Below are 19334 nucleotides of genomic sequence, written 5' to 3' on the forward strand. Positions count from 1 at the left end.
CCCTCATAGTCAACCGATCACATAATGCGTTACTCAGACAAGCTATGATTATCACAGGACCCAGTGAACAGGAATGTGGTTTATTTATGTCTGACAAACAGTTACAGAGCAAACTCAAAAAGAAAGACTATGAGAAAGAGCTCGAGCGCCTGCAAATTGAACTCGTTAAATGCCAGGAATGGGTCAAACAGGAAGGCCTGAAGGTACTGGCTATTTTTGAAGGCCGGGATGCGGCTGGCAAAGGCGGCACCATCAAGCGGATCACCGAAAAACTCAACCCCCGGGTCTGCCGGGTAGTCGCCTTGCCCAAACCCACAGAGAAAGAAAAAACCCAGTGGTACTTCCAGCGCTATGTGGAACAGCTTCCCTCTGCCGGTGAAATCGTCTTATTTGACAGAAGCTGGTACAACCGGGCCGGGGTTGAGAAGGTGATGGGTTTTTGCAGTGAAGAGGAATACGAAGAGTTCCTGCTGGCCTGCCCGGAATTTGAACGTATGCTGCAACGCTCCGGCATCATCCTGATCAAATACTGGTTTTCGGTATCAGACGAAGAGCAGGAAAAACGCTTTCTGGAGCGCATCAATACCCCGATCAAACGATGGAAATTCAGCCCGATGGATCTGGAGTCACGTTCGCGCTGGGCTGAATACTCAGCAGCGAAAGACAAGATGTTTGCCCACACGGACACCAAACAGAGCCCCTGGTGGGTGGTCGAAAGTGATGATAAAAAACAGGCCAGAATCAACTGCATTTCGCATCTGCTGAGCCAGATCCCCTATCAGGATATCGACTACCCGGAAGTGATACTGCCTGAAATCAACAAGCATGGTTACACACGACCGCCGATGGAAGAGCAAACCTTTGTGCCGGATCGGTTTGACAAAGGCGACGATTAAGACCAACCGGGGAGCCGTTTGGCTCCCCGAATGATTCAGCGGTTATTATCCATGAAAATTTCCATTTCCTGCGGACTGGTATGGCGAATGTCTTTGCCTTTGACGAAATAGATGATGTACTCACAGATATTCTGGCAACGGTCCCCCACCCGTTCAATGGAACGCGCCGACCACATCACTTGCAGCACATTCGGGATAGAGCGTGGATCTTCCATCATATAAGTCATGAGTTGCCGGATAATTGCCTCGTATTCTCGGTCAATCCGGTCATCTTCCTGATACACCCGAATCGCCGCTTTGACATCCATTCGGGCAAAAGCGTCCAGCACTTCGTGCAACATCCGGGCAGCATGCTGACCCAGAGCTTCCAGCGACACCAGCAAGTTGTATTGCTTATTGGTGAAGTTCTCCAGCGCCACTTTGGCGATACTTTCCGCCACATCACCAATGCGTTCCAGATCAGTGATGGTTTTGATAATCGCAATCACCAGGCGCAAGTCACTGGCGGTCGGCTGTCGCTTGGCAATAATCCGGGTGCAGGCTTCATCAATGGCCACTTCCATGGCATTGACTTTATGATCATCTTTAATGACCCGGCGCGCCAGATCGACATCCTGCTTGTGCATGGCCTTGAGCGCATCAGTCAGTTGCTGCTCAACCAGCCCGCCCATGGCCAGAACATGGGTCCGGATGCTCTCAAGCTCGGCATTGAACTGGCCGGAGATATGACGGCTAAGGCTCATATTATCTAACATTGACTTCTACTCCTTATCCGTATCTGCCGGTGATGTAATCTTCAGTGCGTTTTTCTTTCGGGGTGGTGAAAATATCATTGGTCGAAGCGTATTCCACCAGCTCGCCCATATGCATAAAAGCGGTATTGTCGGACACCCGCGCGGCCTGCTGCATATTATGGGTGACGATAATCACCGTATATTTTTTCTTCAGATCGTTAATCAGCTCTTCAATGGTCAGGGTGGAAATCGGATCGAGCGCAGACGTCGGTTCATCGAGCAGAATCACCTCCGGCTCAATGGCAATCGCCCGGGCGATCACCAAACGCTGCTGCTGACCGCCGGACAGCCCGAAGGCATTTTCGTGCAGACGATCTTTCACTTCATCCCACAGCGCTGCACCGCGCAGTGAATTTTCAACGGCATCATCCAGCACCCGGGTATTTTTCACCCCTTGCAGACGTAGCCCGTACACCACGTTTTCATAAATCGACTTAGGAAATGGATTGGGCCGCTGAAAAACCATCCCGACGCGACGACGCAAAGCCGCCACATCCACACTCTGATCATAGATGTTTCTGCCATGCAGCATGATCTGACCTTCGACCCGACAGCCTTCTACCAGCTCGTTCATCCGGTTAATACAACGCAGCAGGGTTGACTTCCCGCACCCGGACGGGCCGATAAAAGCCGTGACCTGACCCTTGGCAATCTTCATGTTGATCGAAAACAGCGCCTGCTTCTGACCATAAAACAGATCCAGCCCGTCTATGGTCAGGGCTGTTTTTTCTTCTGGCAGTGCGGTCAGATCAACTGGCTTGAGCCAGTCCATACTGGCGTTGAATGAAAACATCTACATCCTTCTCGCTATTGTTCCAGCTCGCGGAATTTCTCCCGCAAATGATTACGAATGCCAATGGCAGTCAGATTCAGGCCAACAATGACAGTCACCAGCAATAAAGAGGTCGCATAGACCAGAGGGCGCGCCGCTTCTACATTCGGGCTCTGAAAACCGACATCATAAATATGGTAGCCAAGATGCATGAACTTCCGGTCTAAATGCAAGTAAGGAAACTGTGCATCGATCGGCAGCGATGGCGCCATTTTCACCACACCGACTAACATCAGTGGTGCCACTTCCCCTGCCGCTCGGGCGACCGCAAGAATTAATCCTGTCATGATCGCCGGGCTGGCCATGGGAATCACAATCCGCCATAAGGTTTCTGCCTGTGTGGCGCCCAGTGCCAGCGAGCCATGACGGATCGACGGCGGTATCCGGGATAAACCCTCTTCGGTTGACACGATCACCACAGGCAGCGTCAAAATCGCCAGGGTCAGTGCCGACCAGAGAATCCCGGGGGTGCCAAAGGTCGGTGCCGGCAGCTGATCTGAAAAAAACAGCTCGTCGATGGTGCCGCCGACCATATAGACAAAAAAGCCCAGACCAAATACCCCGTACACGATAGACGGTACCCCTGCCAGATTAATCACCGCCACGCGGATCAGACGGGTAAACCGATTCTGCTGCGCATACTCATGGAGATAAATGGCGGCCAGCACCCCCAGGGGGGTTACAATCACGCTCATCAGCAGCACCATGAGCACTGTGCCGAAAATCGCCGGAAACACGCCCCCTTCGGTATTCGCTTCACGCGGTGCATCGGTGACAAAGTGCGCCACCTGGCGTCCCCAGTGTGCCACTTTTTCCGAGAATGCCATGTCGTTGGGATACCAGACCTCCAGCACATCGCCCAGAGGGATCTCAACCTCACGCCCTTGAGCGTCCTTCATCAGCAGTGACCGGCCATCCAGCACCTGACGAATTTGTCCGAGCTCATGCTCCACGTCACGCAGCCGGGCGACCAACTCACTGCGCTTCAACTCAGAAGCAGCATCACTTTTCGCCGCCAGGGAAGCCAGCTGACGATTCAGCGGAAGATACTGATCTTGCTGTAATTCCAGCATCGCGTCTTTGGCTGTCGCGGCCTGATTCAGCCAGTCAGGCAATGATGCGGGACTGTGACGACTGCCATTCACCAACACCGCCTGCGGATAACCGTAAAACTTGCCGTTGCGCAGCCGGTCAATTACCGCTACACCAGTTGCCAGCGCCTTGGACAGGATTTGGGTTTCGAGCAGGGTGACAAAATCTAAATCGGCTAACTCACGGTTTCCGGTTTTGATCAGATAACGGGCAATGGTCGGGCTGTCATTGCCGGCCAGCACATGCCCGGCTTCCAGTAATTGCTGACGGGGTATCTGTCTGGTTTCATAAATTTCACCCACGATCACTTGCTGATGATCAGCCAGACTGACATCAAACCGGTACACCTGAGCGGGCCAGAAGTAACTCAGCCCCTTCCAGCCAATCATGAGTAACAAACCCAGCACCGCCAGCAGACTCAGGCTGACAGTACCAGCGGTCAGCCAGATCCAGGGGGAGCCGGAACGCATCCATTTCAACATCAAACAGTCACACAGCCTCTGCCCCGCTGATCATAACGACTTGTATTTTTCACGCAGTCGCTGACGCACGATTTCAGCCAGGGTATTGAAGAAAAAAGTAAACACAAACAGCACAAATGCGGCCAGAAACAAGACACGGTAATGTGCGCTGCCAACTTCCGATTCCGGCATTTCAATGGCAATGGTTGCCGACAGCGTACGCAGACCTTCCAGTATATTCCAGTCCATAATCGGGGTGTTGCCTGTTGCCATCAGCACGATCATGGTTTCACCCACTGCTCGTCCCAGCCCCATCATCACAGCGGAGAAGATCCCGGGGCTGGCGGTCAGCAGAACGACGCGGGTCAGGGTCTGCCAAGGGGTTGCCCCCAGCGCCAGCGAGCCGCTGCTCAGGTGTGCCGGCACTGAATAAATCGCATCTTCAGCGATGGTGAATATGGTCGGGATCACTGCAAAGCCCATGGCGATCCCGACAACCAGCGCATTTCTCTGATCATAACCAATCCCCCAGTGATTGGTCAGATAACTGCGGATATCCCCGCCGAAGTAAGCCTGTTCAATCACCGGGCTCAGCGTGAAACAGAGGTAACCGGCCAGTACCAGCGTTGGCATCAGCAACAAAATATGCAGTCCGGTTGGCATTCTGCGCTGCCAGCCGCCAGGCAACATCGCCCACCCCAAACCAACAGCCACCATCACCAGCGGCAGTACCAGCAGGCTGAGCGCCATGCCAATCAAATGATTCTCCACAATCGGCGCCAGCCAGATACCCGCCAGAAAACCCAGGATCACCGTCGGCAGGGCTTCCATGATTTCTATGGTCGGTTTGACCACCTTGCGCATCGACGAAGACATAAAATAGGCGGTATAAATCGCGCCGGCCAGTGCCAGAGGGATCGCAAAACACAAGGCGTAAAACGCCGCCTTCAGGGTGCCGAACACAACCGGAACCAGGCTCAGCTTCGGCTCACTTTCATCCGTGCCTGAGGTAGACTGCCAGACATAATCCGGCTCCGGATACCCTTCATACCAGACTTTCTGCCACAGGCTGCTGAAACTCACTTCAGGATACGGGTTGGTCACCTTAAATAGCTGCCACTGCTCCCCTGAGATCGCCAGCAAGCGATCGGCCCGGGGGGAAACCGTCATCAGCTCAGGTGTGCGGCTGAACAAGCGGGATTCCAGTACCGGCGCCGCTGAATCCGCCATATAGTATCCCGCCAGCAGGCCACCATCCTGAACGGCAAAAAAGCCTTTGCGGTAATACTCAGGCACCACCAGATTCAGTGCCCCCTGGCCGCCTGAAAAGGTGCGGGCAGCTGTCAACTGACGTTGCCCAGCGCTGGCCACTTCAAACCACTGTGTAACCTTGCCGTCAGCCCCTGTGATTAACAGGGAATTGGCCCCGGACAAAGCTGTCATCGCGACCGGATCGCCCGCTCCCTGACTGACATCGGTTTGCTGACGAATCCGCCCTTCGCTTTGGTTCAGATCAATCACAGTGACTTGCCGGCCATTGAGCACATACAGGGTCCGGCCATCCGGCGTCACCACCATATCCGTGACCGGTTGTCCGATTGCCGGCATCGCCAGTTGGCTTGCCTGCCACGTCTGTTCACCGGTATCCAGACCACTGCCGCGATGAAAAACCCTGGCCACGAGCCGCTGGTCCTGTGTCACGCCAACCAGAACCGCCACCTGGCGACGCACCGACACCGCCAGTTGCACCAGAGGCATCCCCTGGCTATCGAGCTGAATATAAGGGGCGTCAAGCGGATCGCTGAGCACCAGATTATCCTGACGGATCAGTGGCTTCACGACAGTGACGCCCCCCGTGTGATCACCATAGGCAAACACGTGCTCGTTGGGCAAAGCCGCGTCGAAGCTGGTCGGATTCGCCATCACCACCTGCTGTGCGACGGCTTGTCCCTCACGGCGACCGAGTGCGACCAGGCTGATCTGCCCATCCGCGGAGAAATGAAACGCATGGGTATTTTGTTCGTTAAAACGCACCGCTGCAGTTTGTGTCAGCGGCACAGAAAACGACTGAACAGGCGTGATCCTGGCCGGTGCAAACACAGGCACGATCACATAGAGCAAATAGAAAAAGATCAGAACAAGCGTCAGAAGGACAGAAATTCCACCGGCAATCACCCCATAACGCGCAAACCTGTCTTTTCGTTGACGGCTACGGTTATTGTCAGTCAAAAATGCACCGGCATCTGCCATTCTCACCCCATGATAGTTACAAACTGACAAAGTATATGTCTGTTACATGACAATAATATTACAGTGATTAGCGGTTGATTGCTGGCCTTTTTATTGTGAGATCCTGACGGAGAGACTGACATCAATCTGCAATAAAATTACCGTATTCTTAATGATTTATGACGGTAGCCGAATTCCTGTGACTCAGTAAGTCTCCTGTCTGGACAGAATCTGATCGTGGTCAGATAATGAATTTAACCGCCATCAGAAGGAGACGCGACATGAAACACCTTGTCATTACAGTCATTGGTCAGGATCGTCCGGGGTTAGTGGGGGCATTATCAGATACTGTGTATCAGCATAAAGGTAACTGGCTGGGCAGCAGTATGAGCAAACTGGCCGGGCAGTTTGCCGGTATTCTTCAGGTGGATATCCCTGAAGACTCTGTCAAACCGCTACGCCAGGCCATGGCGAAGCTCAGTGGTCTGAACATTCACATTGCCGAAGACACCCAGCTCACGGCGCCTCCCGCTCAGTTGCAACAGTTGACGGTCACAGGCAACGACCGCTCAGGGATCGTCAAAGAAGTCACCACACGTCTTGGTGAACTGGGTATCAATATTCACAAACTCAAAACCGATACCCACAGCGCACCCAACTGGGGCTACCCCATCTTCACGGCCTGGTTTTCGCTTGAAATCCCGGCAGAGCTGGCCATCTCGACCGTACAGCAACAGCTGGAAAGTCTGGCCGATGATTTAACGATCGATTTTGAAGAACCGGAAAGTAGTGAAGCACACTAAAGGGCTGTCGTCCTTTCTCCACTGAAAGACACGCCGCTTTCCCTGCTGTTGATTCTGATGTTAGGAAATCCATGAGTACTGAACCGCTGTATATCGACAAAGAACTGAGCTGGCTGTCTTTTAATGAACGTGTCCTCCAGGAAGCGGCGGACAAATCAGTCCCCTTGATTGAACGTGTCCGTTTCCTGGGTATTTTTTCCAGCAATACCGACGAGTTTTACAAAGTCCGTTTTGCCGATGTCAAACGACGCATTCTGATCACCCAGCAGCAGAGTGACGACACCAATGCCAAGCACCTGTTGAGCAAGATCCAAAGCCGTGTTCTGAAAATGAACCAGGATTTCGATACCCTGTACAACGAGATTCTGCTGGAAATGGCCCGCCGTCATATTTTCCTGATCAACGAGCAGCAAGTCGATGACAATCAGGTAGAGTGGCTGAAGCGCTATTTTCGTCACACCATTTTGCCTCACGTAACACCGATTTTACTGACGGAAGACATTGATCTGCTGCAGTTTCTCAAAGATGAATATACCTATCTGGCGATCGACATGAAGCAGGGCGACAGCAATCAATACGCCTTGCTGGAAATTCCGACCGATCAGTTACCCCGCTTTATTAAAGTGCCTGAATCCAAAGGTAAAAACAGAAAAACGCTGATCTTGTTAGATAATATTATCCGCCTGTGTCTGGATGATATCTTCAAGGCTTTTTTCGATTATGACAGTCTGGCTGCCTACTCGATGAAAATGACCCGCGATGCCGAGTATGATCTCAGTCAGGAAGTTGACCACGGTATTCTGGAGCTGATGTCTGAGGGGCTGAGTCAGCGCCTGACGGCCATGCCGGTCCGCTTTGTCTACCAGCGGGATATGCCGGGAGAGCTGATCGAAAAGCTGTGCGGTTTGCTGAAAGTGTCCAGCTACGACAGCATCATTCCCGGCGGCCGCTATCACAACTTCAAAGATTTCATCAGCTTCCCGAATATTGGCCGCAGCTACCTGGAAAACAAACCTTTGCCGGCACTGGACAGCTACCATTTTGTCAGCGCCAGAAACGCGTTTGAAGCCATCAAGGCGCAGGATATCCTGCTCTACTACCCGTACCACAAATTCAACCACATGACAGAATTTGTCCGCCAGGCCGCGTTCGATCCGAAAGTCCGCAGCATCCATATCAATATTTACCGGGTCGCCAAAAACTCGCGCATTATTGATTCGATGATAGATGCCGCCAACAACGGCAAACAGGTCACTGTGGTGGTTGAGCTGCAGGCGCGGTTTGACGAAGAAGCCAATATTGAATGGGCCAGACGCCTGACCGAATCCGGTGTGCGTGTCGTGTTCAGTGTCCCCGGGCTGAAAATTCACTCGAAGCTGTGCCTGATCACGCGCCAGGAAGACGATGTCATCGTCCGCTATGCCCACATAGGTACAGGCAACTTCCATGAAAAAACCGCCCGGATTTATACCGATTTCTCACTGTTCACTGCCGATCCTGAGCTGACCAACGAAGTGCGTCAGGTGTTTAGCTTTATTCAGAACCCCTACCGGCCGGTAAAATTCAATCAGTTAATTGTCTCACCACGCAACTGTCGCAGCCGTTTGTATGAACTCATCGACAGAGAAATTGCCAATGCCAAGCAAAAACTGCCGGCAGCCATTACACTCAAGGTAAACAATCTGGTGGATAAGGGGCTGATTAACCGTCTTTATCAGGCCAGCAGCGCCGGTGTCCGCATTGATATGATCATCCGTGGTATGTGTTCTCTGGTGCCGGGTATTCCCGGGATCAGCGACAATATCCGGGCTATCAGTATCGTGGACAGATTCCTGGAGCACCCCAGAGTCATGGTGTTCGAGAATAATGGCGAGCCTGAGGTGTTCATCTCATCCGCAGACTGGATGACACGCAATATCGACAACCGGATTGAAGTCGGCTGCCCGATCAGGCAACCTGAACTGAGGCAGAAAATCATCGATATCCTGAACATTCAGTTTTCAGATACGGTCAAAGCCAGAATTCTGGATAAGTCGATGAGCAACAATTATGTGCCACGCGGCAACAAACGAAAGATCAGATCGCAAATTGCCATCTACGACTATCTGAAACAGTCTGAAAAAAAGATGCAAAAACAAGCCAGCCAGAAGGCTGAAGCCATGGCCTCCGAAGAGAATAATGAAAACGCAGCATGATAGAAATTGAGCGTCCCCGAGAAATCGCAGCAATCGATATGGGCTCAAACAGCTTCCATATGGTAGTCGCCCGTGTCGTCGGCCATAGCCTGCAGATTGTCAGCCGGCATAAACAGCGGGTTCATCTGGCTGATGGACTCAACGACAATATGGATCTGGATCAGGCCGCCATTCAGCGCGGCCTGAGTTGTCTGGCCATGTTTGCCGAGCGCTTGCAGGGCTTTGCGCCGGAAAATGTCCGTATCGCGGCAACCTATACCCTCAGACAAGCCAGAAATGCCCATGTTTTTCTGAAACGGGCTGAACGTGTCCTGCCCTATCCGATCGAAATCATTCCCGGTACAGAAGAAGCCCGCCTGATTTATCTGGGCGTTGCTCACACCCAGCACGAGCCGGGCCGAAAACTGGTGGTTGATATTGGCGGCGGCAGTACCGAGCTGGTGATCGGCGAAGGGTTTGAGCCCAGGCTGCAATACAGCAAACACATGGGCTGCGTGAGCTATAACCAGCACTTTTTTCCCAACGGAAAGATTTCCGCCAAAGCCATGACCAAAGCCCAGATGGCAGCGCTGCAGAAAATGGAAAGTATCGCCAGCAAGTATCGCAAAATGGGCTGGGACACAGCCATTGGCTCCTCAGGAACCATTAAAGCGATCCGGGAAGTGATCATCGCCCAGGGCCATAGCGACGGCGTGATCACCCAAGAACGGCTGGACGAGGTCGTCAAACAGGTTTCCGCCTGCAAGCAAAGCGCTGAGCTGAACCTGCCCGGGCTGACCGAGGATCGCAAACCGGTTTTTGCGGCAGGTGTCGCCATCCTGAGTGCCGTCTTCAGTGCACTGAAAATTGACACCATGATCTTTTCGGATGGAGCACTGCGTGAAGGCTTGCTGTATGAAATGGAAGACAGATTCCGTCACAGTGATATCCGCAGCCGGACAGCCATCGCGATGGCAGAGCAATACAATGTCGATATTGATCAGGCCACCCGGGTCAGAAACACGGCTGAACACTTGTACAGCCAGATTGCTGACCCGTCTGCCAGCCACACCCCAGAGCTGGCATCGCTGCTCAGCTGGGGCGCATTGCTGCATGAAGTCGGACTGAGTATCAGCTATCCCGGTTTTCACCGCCATTCCGCGTATCTGCTGCGCCACAGCACGATGCCGGGCTTCAACCTTGAGCAGCAGACCGTACTGGCTACTTTAGTGCGCTATCAGCGCAAGTCACTCAAGCTTGATGAAATGCCGGAGCTGACCATTTACAACCGCAAGCACATCTATCCCATGATCCGCGCCCTGCGATTGGCTGTTGCCCTGCACGGCCAGCGATCTGATGAACCGCTGCCAACACTGACTCTGAGCGCTGATAAAGAAAAATGGCAACTCAGCCTGCCCGATGGCTGGCAGAGCACGAACCGTTTACTGGCCGCCGATCTGGCAAAAGAACGGGATTACTGGCAAAAAACCGGCTGGGAGTTGTCGATTTCACCAGAGGAAGAAAGTGAGTAAATCATTCCAGAATTGTCCCATCGCAGCCGTCGCAACTCACCCGGTCCCCGCTTTGCGGGGATTTTCATTGAAAGCTTTCAGATACAGAGACTGACTCAGCATCCGTCAGCCCCAGCGCCGCCAGCTCGCGGGCGATCACCGCAGCGGGTAAAGGCACATAACCATCTTTATCCACCATTTGCTGCCCGTCATTGGATAAAATAAAGCGCAGAAATTCTGCATCCAGTTTCGGCAGCGGTTTGCCGGGGGCTTTATTGACGTAAATCAGCAGGTAACGCGCTAACGGGTAACTGCCGTTGGCAGCATTGGCTTTGGTGGCCGCAATAAACGGGCCATCACCCTGAGCAATCGGCAATGCCCGGATCCCTGAGGTCCGGTAACCGATCCCCGAATACCCGATAGCATTGAGCGAAGTCGACACTGACTGTACCACGGACGCCGAACCCGGCTGCTCGTTAACATCATTGCGAAAATCACCGTTGCACAAGGCTTTTTGCTTGAAATACCCATAAGTCCCGGAGACGGAGTTACGGCCAAATCGCTGAATATCACGCTGCGCCCAGCGGCCGGTCAGCCCCAGTTGCCCCCAATGCGTGATAGGCGTATTGGCTCCACAACGCAGCGTCCGGGAGAACACTGCGTCCAGCTCCCGGTAACGCAGCCCCTGTAAGGGATTGTCTTCATGGACAAAAACAGCCAGCGCATCAATCGCAACCCGGACTGCCGTGGGCTTATAACCATAATTCTGCTCAAACGCTGTCATTTCCCGACTCTTCATCGGGCGGCTCATCGGGCCAAGCTGGGCTGTGGCTTCAATCAACGCGGTTGGTGCAGTGGATGAGCCCGCTGCCTGCACCTGAATGTTGACATTGGGATAGCGCTGCATAAACGCTTCCGACCAGTAGGTCATCAGGTTGGCAAAGGTGTCAGACCCGACAGATGTCAGCACACCGGCCACACCATCAACATTGTGATAAGGCGCAGGAACCGGTGCATCTTGCGCCAGCACAGGGCCGCCACTCAGCAGACTCATCACGCCAAGCCAGACCCACTTCAGTCTCACCACCCAGCCTCTGTGTTTCATTTACCACTTTTCTCCTTTGCCAGCCCGACAGGCCCGGCATCAATCATGGCAACCTGCTCAGGCTGCCTTTGCAATCAGGCGTTGTGGCAGTGTAAACGAGAAAGTACTGCCCTGATCGACCACGCTTTCAATTTCGAGAAACGTATCATGGTGGCTCAGGGCATGCTTCACGATCGCCAGCCCCAGACCACTGCCGCCCGTTTCACGCGAGCGCGCTTTATCCACCCGGTAGAAACGTTCGGTCAGCCGGTGGATATGCTGCGGTTCAATACCACTGCCGGTATCTGTCACTTCCAGCCGCGGACCTTTCGGTGACAGGAACCAGCGTACTGTCACCTTACACTCAGCCGGTGTATGCTTCACTGCGTTATAGACCAGGTTTGAAATCGCACTGCGCAGTTGCTCCGCATCGCCAAAGACCTGCAGCGATTCATCGACCTCAAATTCAAAGATCTGGTTTTTATCGCCACTGAGCGAAATGGCCTCTTTTTCGAGCACATCCAGCATGGCGGGGACATCGACTTTATCTTCCAGATCCAGATGGGGCGCAGCTTCAATCTTGGACAGGGTCAGCAATTGCTCCACCAGCGAATTCATACGCGTCAGCTGCTCTGTCATCACGCCGTGGGCTTTTTCCCACATCGGGCCGATCAACATATCCGGATCCCGGGACATTTCCAGATAGCCCTGCAGAACAGTCATCGGCGTGCGCAGTTCGTGCGAGACATTGGCAAAAAAGTTGCGGCGCATGCCTTCCAGCTGCTTGAGCTGAGAAATATCGCGCACCACCATCAGGTATTCACCTTCGGTGTAGCGCATGATACGCAGCTCCAGCGTGCGGTCGTAATTGAGCGGCGAGGTAATTTCCAGCGGATCTTCAAAATCCTGCCGGGCCAGATAACGGACAAAATCCGGACTGCGCAGCAGGTTACTGACCGGTTGACCCGCATCGTCCGGCCAGCGAAGGCCCAGCAGATTTTGCGCCAGTTTGTTACACCAGACGATATTCCCCTCGCTGCGAAACACCACCACCGCATCCGGCAGCGATTCTGCACCATTGCGGAAGCGGCGGATCAGGGTCGCCAGTTCACGGCGACGGCGGCGATTTCTTTGCTGCAGGCGATAAATACCGTTAAACAACGGCTCCCAGCTGCCCGAGCCGGATGGCGGAGTCAGGCTGCGATCCGTCCACAGCCAGCGGGACATCTTCAACTGATGATGGCAATGCCAGCCCAGCAGAATCCAGCTTGCTGCCAGCAAAAACCAGGGCATATACCCAAAAATCAGCCCGAGGATTACCCAGGGGAAATAAAAAAAAGCCAGTTCCCGGACCAGCTTTTTCCATGACAAGCGTTCTACCATTCATGTCTCCCGCCAGTAACTGCGGCTTCACCCGGCCGTACAACCAGTTACTGACTCATCGTCCTTTTGTGTGGTCACTAAACCCTTGTTGAAAAACGGTATCCGGCTCCACGTACCGTCTGTACCATTTTATCGTGTCCGCCGCACTCCAGTGCCTTGCGCAAGCGACGAATATGCACATCGACCGTCCTGTCTTCGACATAGACATTGGTGCCCCAGACATTATTGAGCAGTTGCTCACGGCTGTATACCCGCTCCTGATGCGTCATAAAGAAATGCAGCATCTTGAACTCGGTCGGCCCCATATCCAGCGGATCATCGTTGGAGGTCACCCGGTGCGACACCGGATCCAGCTTCAGTCCCTGCACGTCGATCACATCATCCAGTGATGTTGGTGACACACGGCGCATCACGGCTTTGAGGCGGGCCATCAGCTCTTTGGGAGAGAAAGGTTTGGTGATGTAATCATCCGCACCCACTTCCAGCCCGCGTACTTTATCTTCTTCCTCACCGCGCGCCGTCAGCATCACCACAGGAATACTGCGGGTCACTTCATCGCGCTTAAGATGCTTAATCAGGTTGATCCCCGAACCGCCCGGCAACATCCAGTCGAGCAGGATCAGTTCAGGAAAAGGTTCACAGATCTTTTCCAGCGCAGAGTCATAATCTTCTGCTTCAATCGTCTGATACCCTTTTTGCTCCAGCACAAAGCACAGCATTTCGCGGATCGGTGCTTCATCCTCAACCACTAGAATCCGTCTAACCATAATCTTGATACCTAAGTCATCGCTCTCTGTCTGGCGCCATTATCCGAATAAAGTATGACACTTTTGTGACCGGGAGGCGAAAAGCTTCACCCGATTGCTATCAAACTGTCATGATATCCGCGATTTATCCGGTTTAGCCTACAATGCGCACCCGGCTGCGCCCGCCGCCCATGGCTTCAACCGCGACCTGGACACCAATGCGTTCCACCAGCGTGCCGACATGGGAGATCACCCCGATCTGGCGGCCATCCGCCTGCAAGGCATCCAGACAGGCCAGTGCCATTTCCAGGCTGTCGGGATCCAGGGTGCCGAAGCCTTCATCGATAAACAGGGAGCCCAGCTGACGGGTGTCGGCCGCCAGGGAAGCCAGCGCCAGCGCCAGTGCCAGCGACACCAGAAAGCTCTCGCCACCGGATAAAGATTCGACGCTGCGCACTTCATCGCCCATATCGTGGTCGATCACCTGCAACGCCAGCGGACTACCCGGCACAGGTTGCAGCGCATAGCGTGGCGCCAGATCCTGCAAATGCTCATTGGCCAGCAAGACCAGTTGCTGCAATGTCAGTCCCTGTGCCAGCGTTCTGAATTTATTTCCGTTGGCAGAACCGATCAGCTCACTCATTTCCAGCCAGAGCTCAGTGTTCGCTTGTTGCTGTTGCAACTGCTGAGTCAGGGTACCGGCCAGTTGCTCTGCCTGCTCGGCCTGCACCAGACGCTGTCGCTGGGTAAAATACTGCTCCTCCAGTGCCTGCCTGCTGGCTTGCCACTGAGTCTGGTACGCACGCTGGTGTTCAGTTTCCAGCGCAATCCCCTGCGCGGTCAGCCAGGCTTTGGCAGCATCCACACTGGGCTGATGATCGCTCAGCGACTGTTCCCGCTCGGACAGCCGGGTCTGCGCGGCAGCCTGAGCTTGTTCAATTTCTCTCAGGGCGGCTTTTTCCTGCGCCAGCCATGCCTCATCCTTACTCAGCAAAGCCATCAGCTCCTGCTCCGACATCCCCAACTTCTGATGCCAGCTCTGCCACTGCTGCAACACTGCACTGTGTGCGATTTTGGCCTCGTGTAATTGTTGCTGGAGACTGTTTAAGGCCGACTGCGTGGCGGCATGGCGCTCACCGGCCTGCTGACGTTGCTGCTCGCAGTTGCTGAGCGACTGACGGGCCGCTTCCAGTAAGGCTTTATGCTGCGACTCCAGCGGAGTAAGCGCCTGCTCACCTATCAGCGCTTTTCTCTCCAGCCAGAGCTGATCAAGCTGGCCCTTGAGTACCGTTTGTTTCTGCACAGCTTCTGCCTGTTGTTTCTGCAGATTCTGAAGACGGGTCTGACCCTTTGCCAGCTCCGGGGCCAACACCTGCAGCTGTTTGTCTGTAGTGATCAGATCCTGCTGGCAGGTGAGGTAATCCGCCACCTGCCGGGTTAACTGCAGGGTATATTGCTCTTCTCCCAACTGACGCAAGCCCTGCAACCAGGCTTCACTGCCAAATTGCTGGTTCAGGGCCTCGGCCCGCTGGCTGAGCAGGGTTTGTTGTTCAGCACACTGTTCTTCAAGTGAGGCCAGCCGGGCTTGCCGAACCGCTTCTGTCTGGGCTAACTGGTGGATGTCATGCGCGAGTTTGTTTTCCGCCTGTACCGCTTGCTGATACTGCTGTTCCAATTCTCTGGCCTGCCGCAGGCGCAACTGGCCGCTTTCATACTGCTGCTGAAGCTGGCGCAGTTGCGGGGATAACTCCCCGGTTTCACGCTGCCAGGCAGCCAGCTGTTCGCGCAGTGAGGCCAAAGACATCTGCTCAGTGAACTCAATGTGCACGACCTTGGCACAATCGGCGGCCTGAACCGCCGCCTTCGCGGAAACTGCAGCGATACTGGCCAGCTCATCATTCATGACTGCCAGACGCTGGGTGTATTGCGGGACAAGCTGCGCCAGATGATGGCGCTCGCCTTCCAGTGCCTGAAGCTGTTTCGCCAGTGCCTGCCGGCGCTGATTGTGTTGTGCCAGCACGCTCTCGACGACCGGATGACTGGCCGCATAAGGATGCTCCAGTCCGCCGCACAAGGGGCATGGCTCATCCGGCTTGAGCAGGCTGCGGTAATCGCTCAGCTGCAGCACCGCCTGGCTTTGCTGAAACTGATAGTCAGATTCTTCCGCCCGCGCACTGAGCAGATTCAGCTCGGGCAGCAAAGCCTGCAATTTCTGCTCTGTCTGCTGACGGGCAGTTTCCAGCGCCTGCTTTTCCTGCATCAGCCGGCTTTGGTGATCCAGCAAGCCGCACCATTCCTGTGTGGCGGCCATCGCCTGGCGCAGATCATCAAGACGTTGCTGAGAACGGCGGTAAGCCTGCTGGCTTTGCTCCTGCGCCGCGCTCACCTCGTCGACATTGAGCTCCGTTCGCTGTTTTTCCAGCTGCTGCCGCTGTGTCAGCAGACGCTCACTGTCTTGTTTGAGCTTGCTGTCATCAAGCCGGTATGCCTGCTGCGCCTGCTGGACTTGCAGTATCTCTTTCCTGAGCCGGGACAAGGAACGATGGGCGGCCAGATATTGCTTGAGGTTATCCTGTACAGGCTGAAACTGTTCAGCCACGGCGGCCAGATCGCGATTGTCTTCCAGTTGCCTGAGCAACTGCTGACTCTGCGTCAGGCGCTGTTGCTGTTCACCCAACTTGTGCTGATACGCCCTGTCTTCCTGCGCCAGTTGTTGCTCCAGCGCCTGAGCCTCCTGTGCCAGCAACTGATGTTGCTGCTCAAGCCCCTGTCGCTGTTGATCCAGCATCTGCGCCTGTTTCAGTTTGGGTTCCAGCATCAGCCATTCCTGCTGGGCCTGGTCAAGTGACTGCCGGGCTTGCATGACAGCCTGTTCGGCATCCACTCGCTGCTGCTGATCCTGTGCGAGCGCCTGCTGAGCCTGACTCAGCGAGGCCTCCAACCGGGCGATTTGCTGGACGGACTGGGTCAGCAAGGTAAAATCAGCCCGCGCAGGCTGGGCGGTTTCGAGCTTCGCCAGATATTCAGTGCGGGGGGCGGCCTGGGTACTTGCTGCGATCGCCTCAGTCAGCGCCTGCTGACTCTGCGCCACCCGCTCCTGCAGTGTTTTGTCTGTACTGAGTGTCTGCTGATGCTGGCTCAGCGCCGCCAGCCGCGCATCAAGCTCGGCCAACTGAGTTTTCAGAGCGGCGATCTGCGCGTTTAGTGCCTGTTTGTCATCATCACTGAGTAAGGCGATATCACCCAGTTTGTCCTGCAGTTGCTGCAGCTTCAGCTTCTCTTCGCGGGCGCGTTCGTAAGCGGCCACTGACAGGCGGCCATAGATTTCACCGCCCGTCATGCGCTCAAGCAAAGCTGCTCGTTCATCGGCGGCGGCTTTCAGAAAGGCCGCGAACTCGCCCTGCGGCAACATCACGGCCCGGCGAAACTGCTCAAACGTCAGGCCAATCAGACGCTCGATTTCCACCTGCACTTCTTGTTTTTTGCCCGCAAACCGCTGCCCGGATTCCAGGTTCTCCAGCCACTGCTCAGACGGCTGTACCCGTCCTGTCGCATTGCCTCTGGCCCGGCGAACCAGCCAGCGAGCGCGCCAGCGGGTGCCGTCATTGGCCTGAAAATCGACCTCGGCAAACGCGTCTGCTTTCCCGCGCGAAAGAATACTGCGGACATCGTTAGCTCTGATGCGGTTCTCATCATCGCCCCGGCCGATTTCCGCATCATTTTTCTTGTTCGACTGTAAGCGCGGCATACGGTCGTACAACGCCAGACAAATCGCATCCAGCAAGCTTGATTTGCCGGCCCCGGTTTTGCCGGTAATGGCAAACAAACCGGCCTCGCCCAGACGCCCGCTGGCAAAATCAATCTCAAACTGTGTTTGTAAGCTGGCGAGATTTTCGCCTCTCAAAGCCAGAATTTTCATCGTCTCTGTCTGCCGTTATTGGTCTGCTTCATCATCAATGCGCGTCAGCAATTGTTCGAATGCCTCACACATCGCATGGGGGGGCTGTCCGTCATATTTCTGTTGCCAGCTCAGGGCAAACACCTGCTGCGGGCTCACTTCCGACAAGCGCTGGTGCGCAAGCGAAGGGGCATCTTGCTGCTGGCGATAATGGGTGGTGATTTTGGCCAGCCGCACCGCTTTGCCTTCCAGCGCCTGCAGCACTTTCTCCCGCAGCATCGCCTGAGGTTTCTCCAGCAGCACAGGCACTTCCAGATACGGCTGAGTTTCTCTCGGACCGTCCGCAGTGACCAGCGCGTTCAGCTCTTTCAGAACGACATCCAGCGGCTGAGGCTCAGCCGGGACTCTGAGCATATCGACCACTCTGGGCACAGGGATCGGGGTAATACCCGATAGGCTTTCCCCGTCAAGTTCCAGCAAGACGACCTGATGCTTGTAGTGCCGTTCAGACATCGACAGCGGCAGCGGCGAACCGCAATAGCGGATGTGCTCTTTTTTCGCAACCCGCTGGGCAAGGTGCAAATGGCCCAGCGCGGCATAGCAGAGATCATCGGGAAAAATCGACGCAGGCAGCGCATGCTGGTTGCCGCCCAGCACCCGGCGTTCCGACATTTCAGACAACTGACCGGAAGCCATATAGACATGTCCCATGCCAATCAGCGCCTGACCGGGCTGGCGAAGCGCACGGGCTGCATCGGTTACCTGCTGATAGAGTATTTCGACGCCTTTGATCAGGCGATCGTCATCTTCGCCGAGATCCTCTGTGCGCAGATCACTGCTGCGCAGAAACGGCACCGCCAGTACCCAGGCCGCTGTAGCACCGCTGCGGTTGGTCAGCGGCACCAGCAATCGGTCCATCTCCAACTGCCCCTGCTCATCACGGCTGATGCCCCCGACCAGATGCAGGTCAAAGGCTTTTAACAGTTCATGCGGCGCATCCAGTTTACTGGGCGAATCGTGGTTGCCCCCCGTCATCACGACATTCAGTTCCGGCAGGCTTTTCGCTAACCTTGCCAGAAAACGGTACAGCATGCGCCAGGCACTGGCCGGGGGATTGGCGCTATCGAAAATGTCACCGGCCACCAGCAACGCATCGACCTGTTCACGTTCCAGCGTATCCGCCAGCCAGTCGAGAAACTGCTGATGTTCATCATCGCGCTGATAGCCATGCAATTGATGTCCGAGGTGCCAGTCTGAGGTGTGAAGTATTTTCATGCCGTTCGTATCAATACTGAAAGATCCAGAGAAAAAGTAGGACCAATTGTACCTCAGCAAGCAGCGCTCAAGGTCAGATCAACCGAAAAAAGTGCGACAGCCCGGCCAGATTTTTTCTGCCGCCAGGCCTGCGGCTGAGCGCAATCGCGCTTTTCG

At 54.7% G+C, this 19334-nt stretch carries 13 protein-coding genes; 4 read left to right on the top strand and 9 right to left on the bottom strand.

Annotation, left to right across the window (positions count from 1 at the left end):
- The first annotated feature begins 86 nt into the window (after window positions 1–86).
- Window positions 87–896 carry a polyphosphate kinase 2 gene (gene ppk2, locus LN341_RS11870; RefSeq protein WP_046218881.1) on the top strand — a complete coding sequence of 270 codons (810 nt, stop codon included), beginning with the start codon at window positions 87–89 and terminating at the stop codon, window positions 894–896.
- Window positions 897–931: 35 nt separating this feature from the next.
- On the opposite strand, the gene phoU is transcribed toward ppk2, so the two are convergent.
- From phoU to LN341_RS11890, 4 genes are read right to left on the bottom strand one after another with little or no spacing between them, the layout of a single operon-like run.
- Window positions 932–1651, bottom strand: a complete 720-nt coding sequence (gene phoU, locus LN341_RS11875) for a phosphate signaling complex protein PhoU (protein WP_046218882.1) — start codon at window positions 1649–1651, stop codon at window positions 932–934.
- A 13-nt stretch (window positions 1652–1664) separates the two neighbouring features.
- Complete coding sequence (gene pstB, locus LN341_RS11880) at window positions 1665–2483, bottom strand: phosphate ABC transporter ATP-binding protein PstB (protein ID WP_046218883.1); 819 nt, start codon at window positions 2481–2483, stop codon at window positions 1665–1667.
- Between the two features lie 14 nt (window positions 2484–2497).
- The gene (gene pstA, locus LN341_RS11885) at window positions 2498–4096 is read right to left on the bottom strand and encodes a phosphate ABC transporter permease PstA (RefSeq protein ID WP_234203391.1); all 1599 of its coding nucleotides are present in this window, start codon (window positions 4094–4096) and stop codon (window positions 2498–2500) included.
- 30 nt (window positions 4097–4126) lie between these two features.
- Window positions 4127–6325, bottom strand: coding sequence for an ABC transporter permease subunit (locus LN341_RS11890; protein WP_234203392.1), 2199 nt, complete (start codon window positions 6323–6325; stop codon window positions 4127–4129).
- A 260-nt stretch (window positions 6326–6585) separates the two neighbouring features.
- Between LN341_RS11890 and LN341_RS11895 the strand changes: the two genes are divergently transcribed.
- The 3 genes from LN341_RS11895 (at window position 6586) to ppx (ending at window position 10813) form a co-directional block, all read left to right on the top strand.
- The gene (locus LN341_RS11895; protein WP_046218886.1) at window positions 6586–7107 is read left to right on the top strand and encodes a glycine cleavage system protein R; all 522 of its coding nucleotides are present in this window, start codon (window positions 6586–6588) and stop codon (window positions 7105–7107) included.
- A gap of 71 nt (window positions 7108–7178) precedes the next feature.
- Window positions 7179–9302 (top strand): polyphosphate kinase 1, encoded by a 2124-nt coding sequence (gene ppk1 / locus LN341_RS11900; protein WP_234203393.1) that lies wholly within the window; start codon window positions 7179–7181, stop codon window positions 9300–9302.
- On the top strand, window positions 9299–10813 hold the full coding sequence (gene ppx / locus LN341_RS11905) for an exopolyphosphatase (protein WP_046218888.1): 1515 nt from the start codon (window positions 9299–9301) through the stop codon (window positions 10811–10813). The genes ppk1 and ppx overlap by 4 nt, the downstream gene beginning before the upstream one ends.
- Window positions 10814–10877: 64 nt before the next feature.
- Here the strand turns inward: ppx and LN341_RS11910 are convergent, their stop codons facing one another.
- From LN341_RS11910 to LN341_RS11930, 5 genes are all read right to left on the bottom strand, one after another.
- Entirely contained in the window at window positions 10878–11846 is a 969-nt protein-coding gene (locus tag LN341_RS11910) for a PstS family phosphate ABC transporter substrate-binding protein (protein WP_046219137.1), read from the bottom strand.
- 108 nt (window positions 11847–11954) lie between these two features.
- Complete coding sequence (gene phoR / locus LN341_RS11915; protein WP_234203394.1) at window positions 11955–13259, bottom strand: phosphate regulon sensor histidine kinase PhoR; 1305 nt, start codon at window positions 13257–13259, stop codon at window positions 11955–11957.
- A 77-nt stretch (window positions 13260–13336) separates the two neighbouring features.
- Window positions 13337–14026 carry a phosphate regulon transcriptional regulator PhoB gene (gene phoB / locus LN341_RS11920; protein ID WP_046218890.1) on the bottom strand — a complete coding sequence of 230 codons (690 nt, stop codon included), beginning with the start codon at window positions 14024–14026 and terminating at the stop codon, window positions 13337–13339.
- A 133-nt stretch (window positions 14027–14159) separates the two neighbouring features.
- Window positions 14160–17924 carry an SbcC/MukB-like Walker B domain-containing protein gene (locus LN341_RS11925; RefSeq protein ID WP_234203395.1) on the bottom strand — a complete coding sequence of 1255 codons (3765 nt, stop codon included), beginning with the start codon at window positions 17922–17924 and terminating at the stop codon, window positions 14160–14162.
- Window positions 17925–17939: 15 nt separating this feature from the next.
- Entirely contained in the window at window positions 17940–19178 is a 1239-nt protein-coding gene (locus tag LN341_RS11930) for an exonuclease SbcCD subunit D C-terminal domain-containing protein (RefSeq protein WP_234203396.1), read from the bottom strand.
- Window positions 19179–19334: the final 156 nt, after the last annotated feature.

This window comes from Photobacterium sp. TLY01, assembly GCF_021432065.1.
GTDB lineage: Bacteria > Pseudomonadota > Gammaproteobacteria > Enterobacterales > Vibrionaceae > Photobacterium > Photobacterium halotolerans_A.

Coding starts and splice junctions, on each gene's coding strand:
- LN341_RS11890 (WP_234203392.1), bottom strand. CDS start 6,325: ATGGCAGATGCCGGTGCATTTTTGACTGACAATAACCGTAGCCGTCAA.
- ppk1 (WP_234203393.1), top strand. CDS start 7,179: ATGAGTACTGAACCGCTGTATATCGACAAAGAACTGAGCTGGCTGTCT.
- phoR (WP_234203394.1), bottom strand. CDS start 13,259: ATGGTAGAACGCTTGTCATGGAAAAAGCTGGTCCGGGAACTGGCTTTT.
- phoU (WP_046218882.1), bottom strand. CDS start 1,651: ATGTTAGATAATATGAGCCTTAGCCGTCATATCTCCGGCCAGTTCAAT.
- pstA (WP_234203391.1), bottom strand. CDS start 4,096: ATGTTGAAATGGATGCGTTCCGGCTCCCCCTGGATCTGGCTGACCGCT.
- phoB (WP_046218890.1), bottom strand. CDS start 14,026: ATGGTTAGACGGATTCTAGTGGTTGAGGATGAAGCACCGATCCGCGAA.
- LN341_RS11910 (WP_046219137.1), bottom strand. CDS start 11,846: ATGAGTCTGCTGAGTGGCGGCCCTGTGCTGGCGCAAGATGCACCGGTT.
- ppk2 (WP_046218881.1), top strand. CDS start 87: ATGTCTGACAAACAGTTACAGAGCAAACTCAAAAAGAAAGACTATGAG.
- LN341_RS11925 (WP_234203395.1), bottom strand. CDS start 17,924: ATGAAAATTCTGGCTTTGAGAGGCGAAAATCTCGCCAGCTTACAAACA.
- ppx (WP_046218888.1), top strand. CDS start 9,299: ATGATAGAAATTGAGCGTCCCCGAGAAATCGCAGCAATCGATATGGGC.
- LN341_RS11895 (WP_046218886.1), top strand. CDS start 6,586: ATGAAACACCTTGTCATTACAGTCATTGGTCAGGATCGTCCGGGGTTA.
- LN341_RS11930 (WP_234203396.1), bottom strand. CDS start 19,178: ATGAAAATACTTCACACCTCAGACTGGCACCTCGGACATCAATTGCAT.
- pstB (WP_046218883.1), bottom strand. CDS start 2,483: ATGTTTTCATTCAACGCCAGTATGGACTGGCTCAAGCCAGTTGATCTG.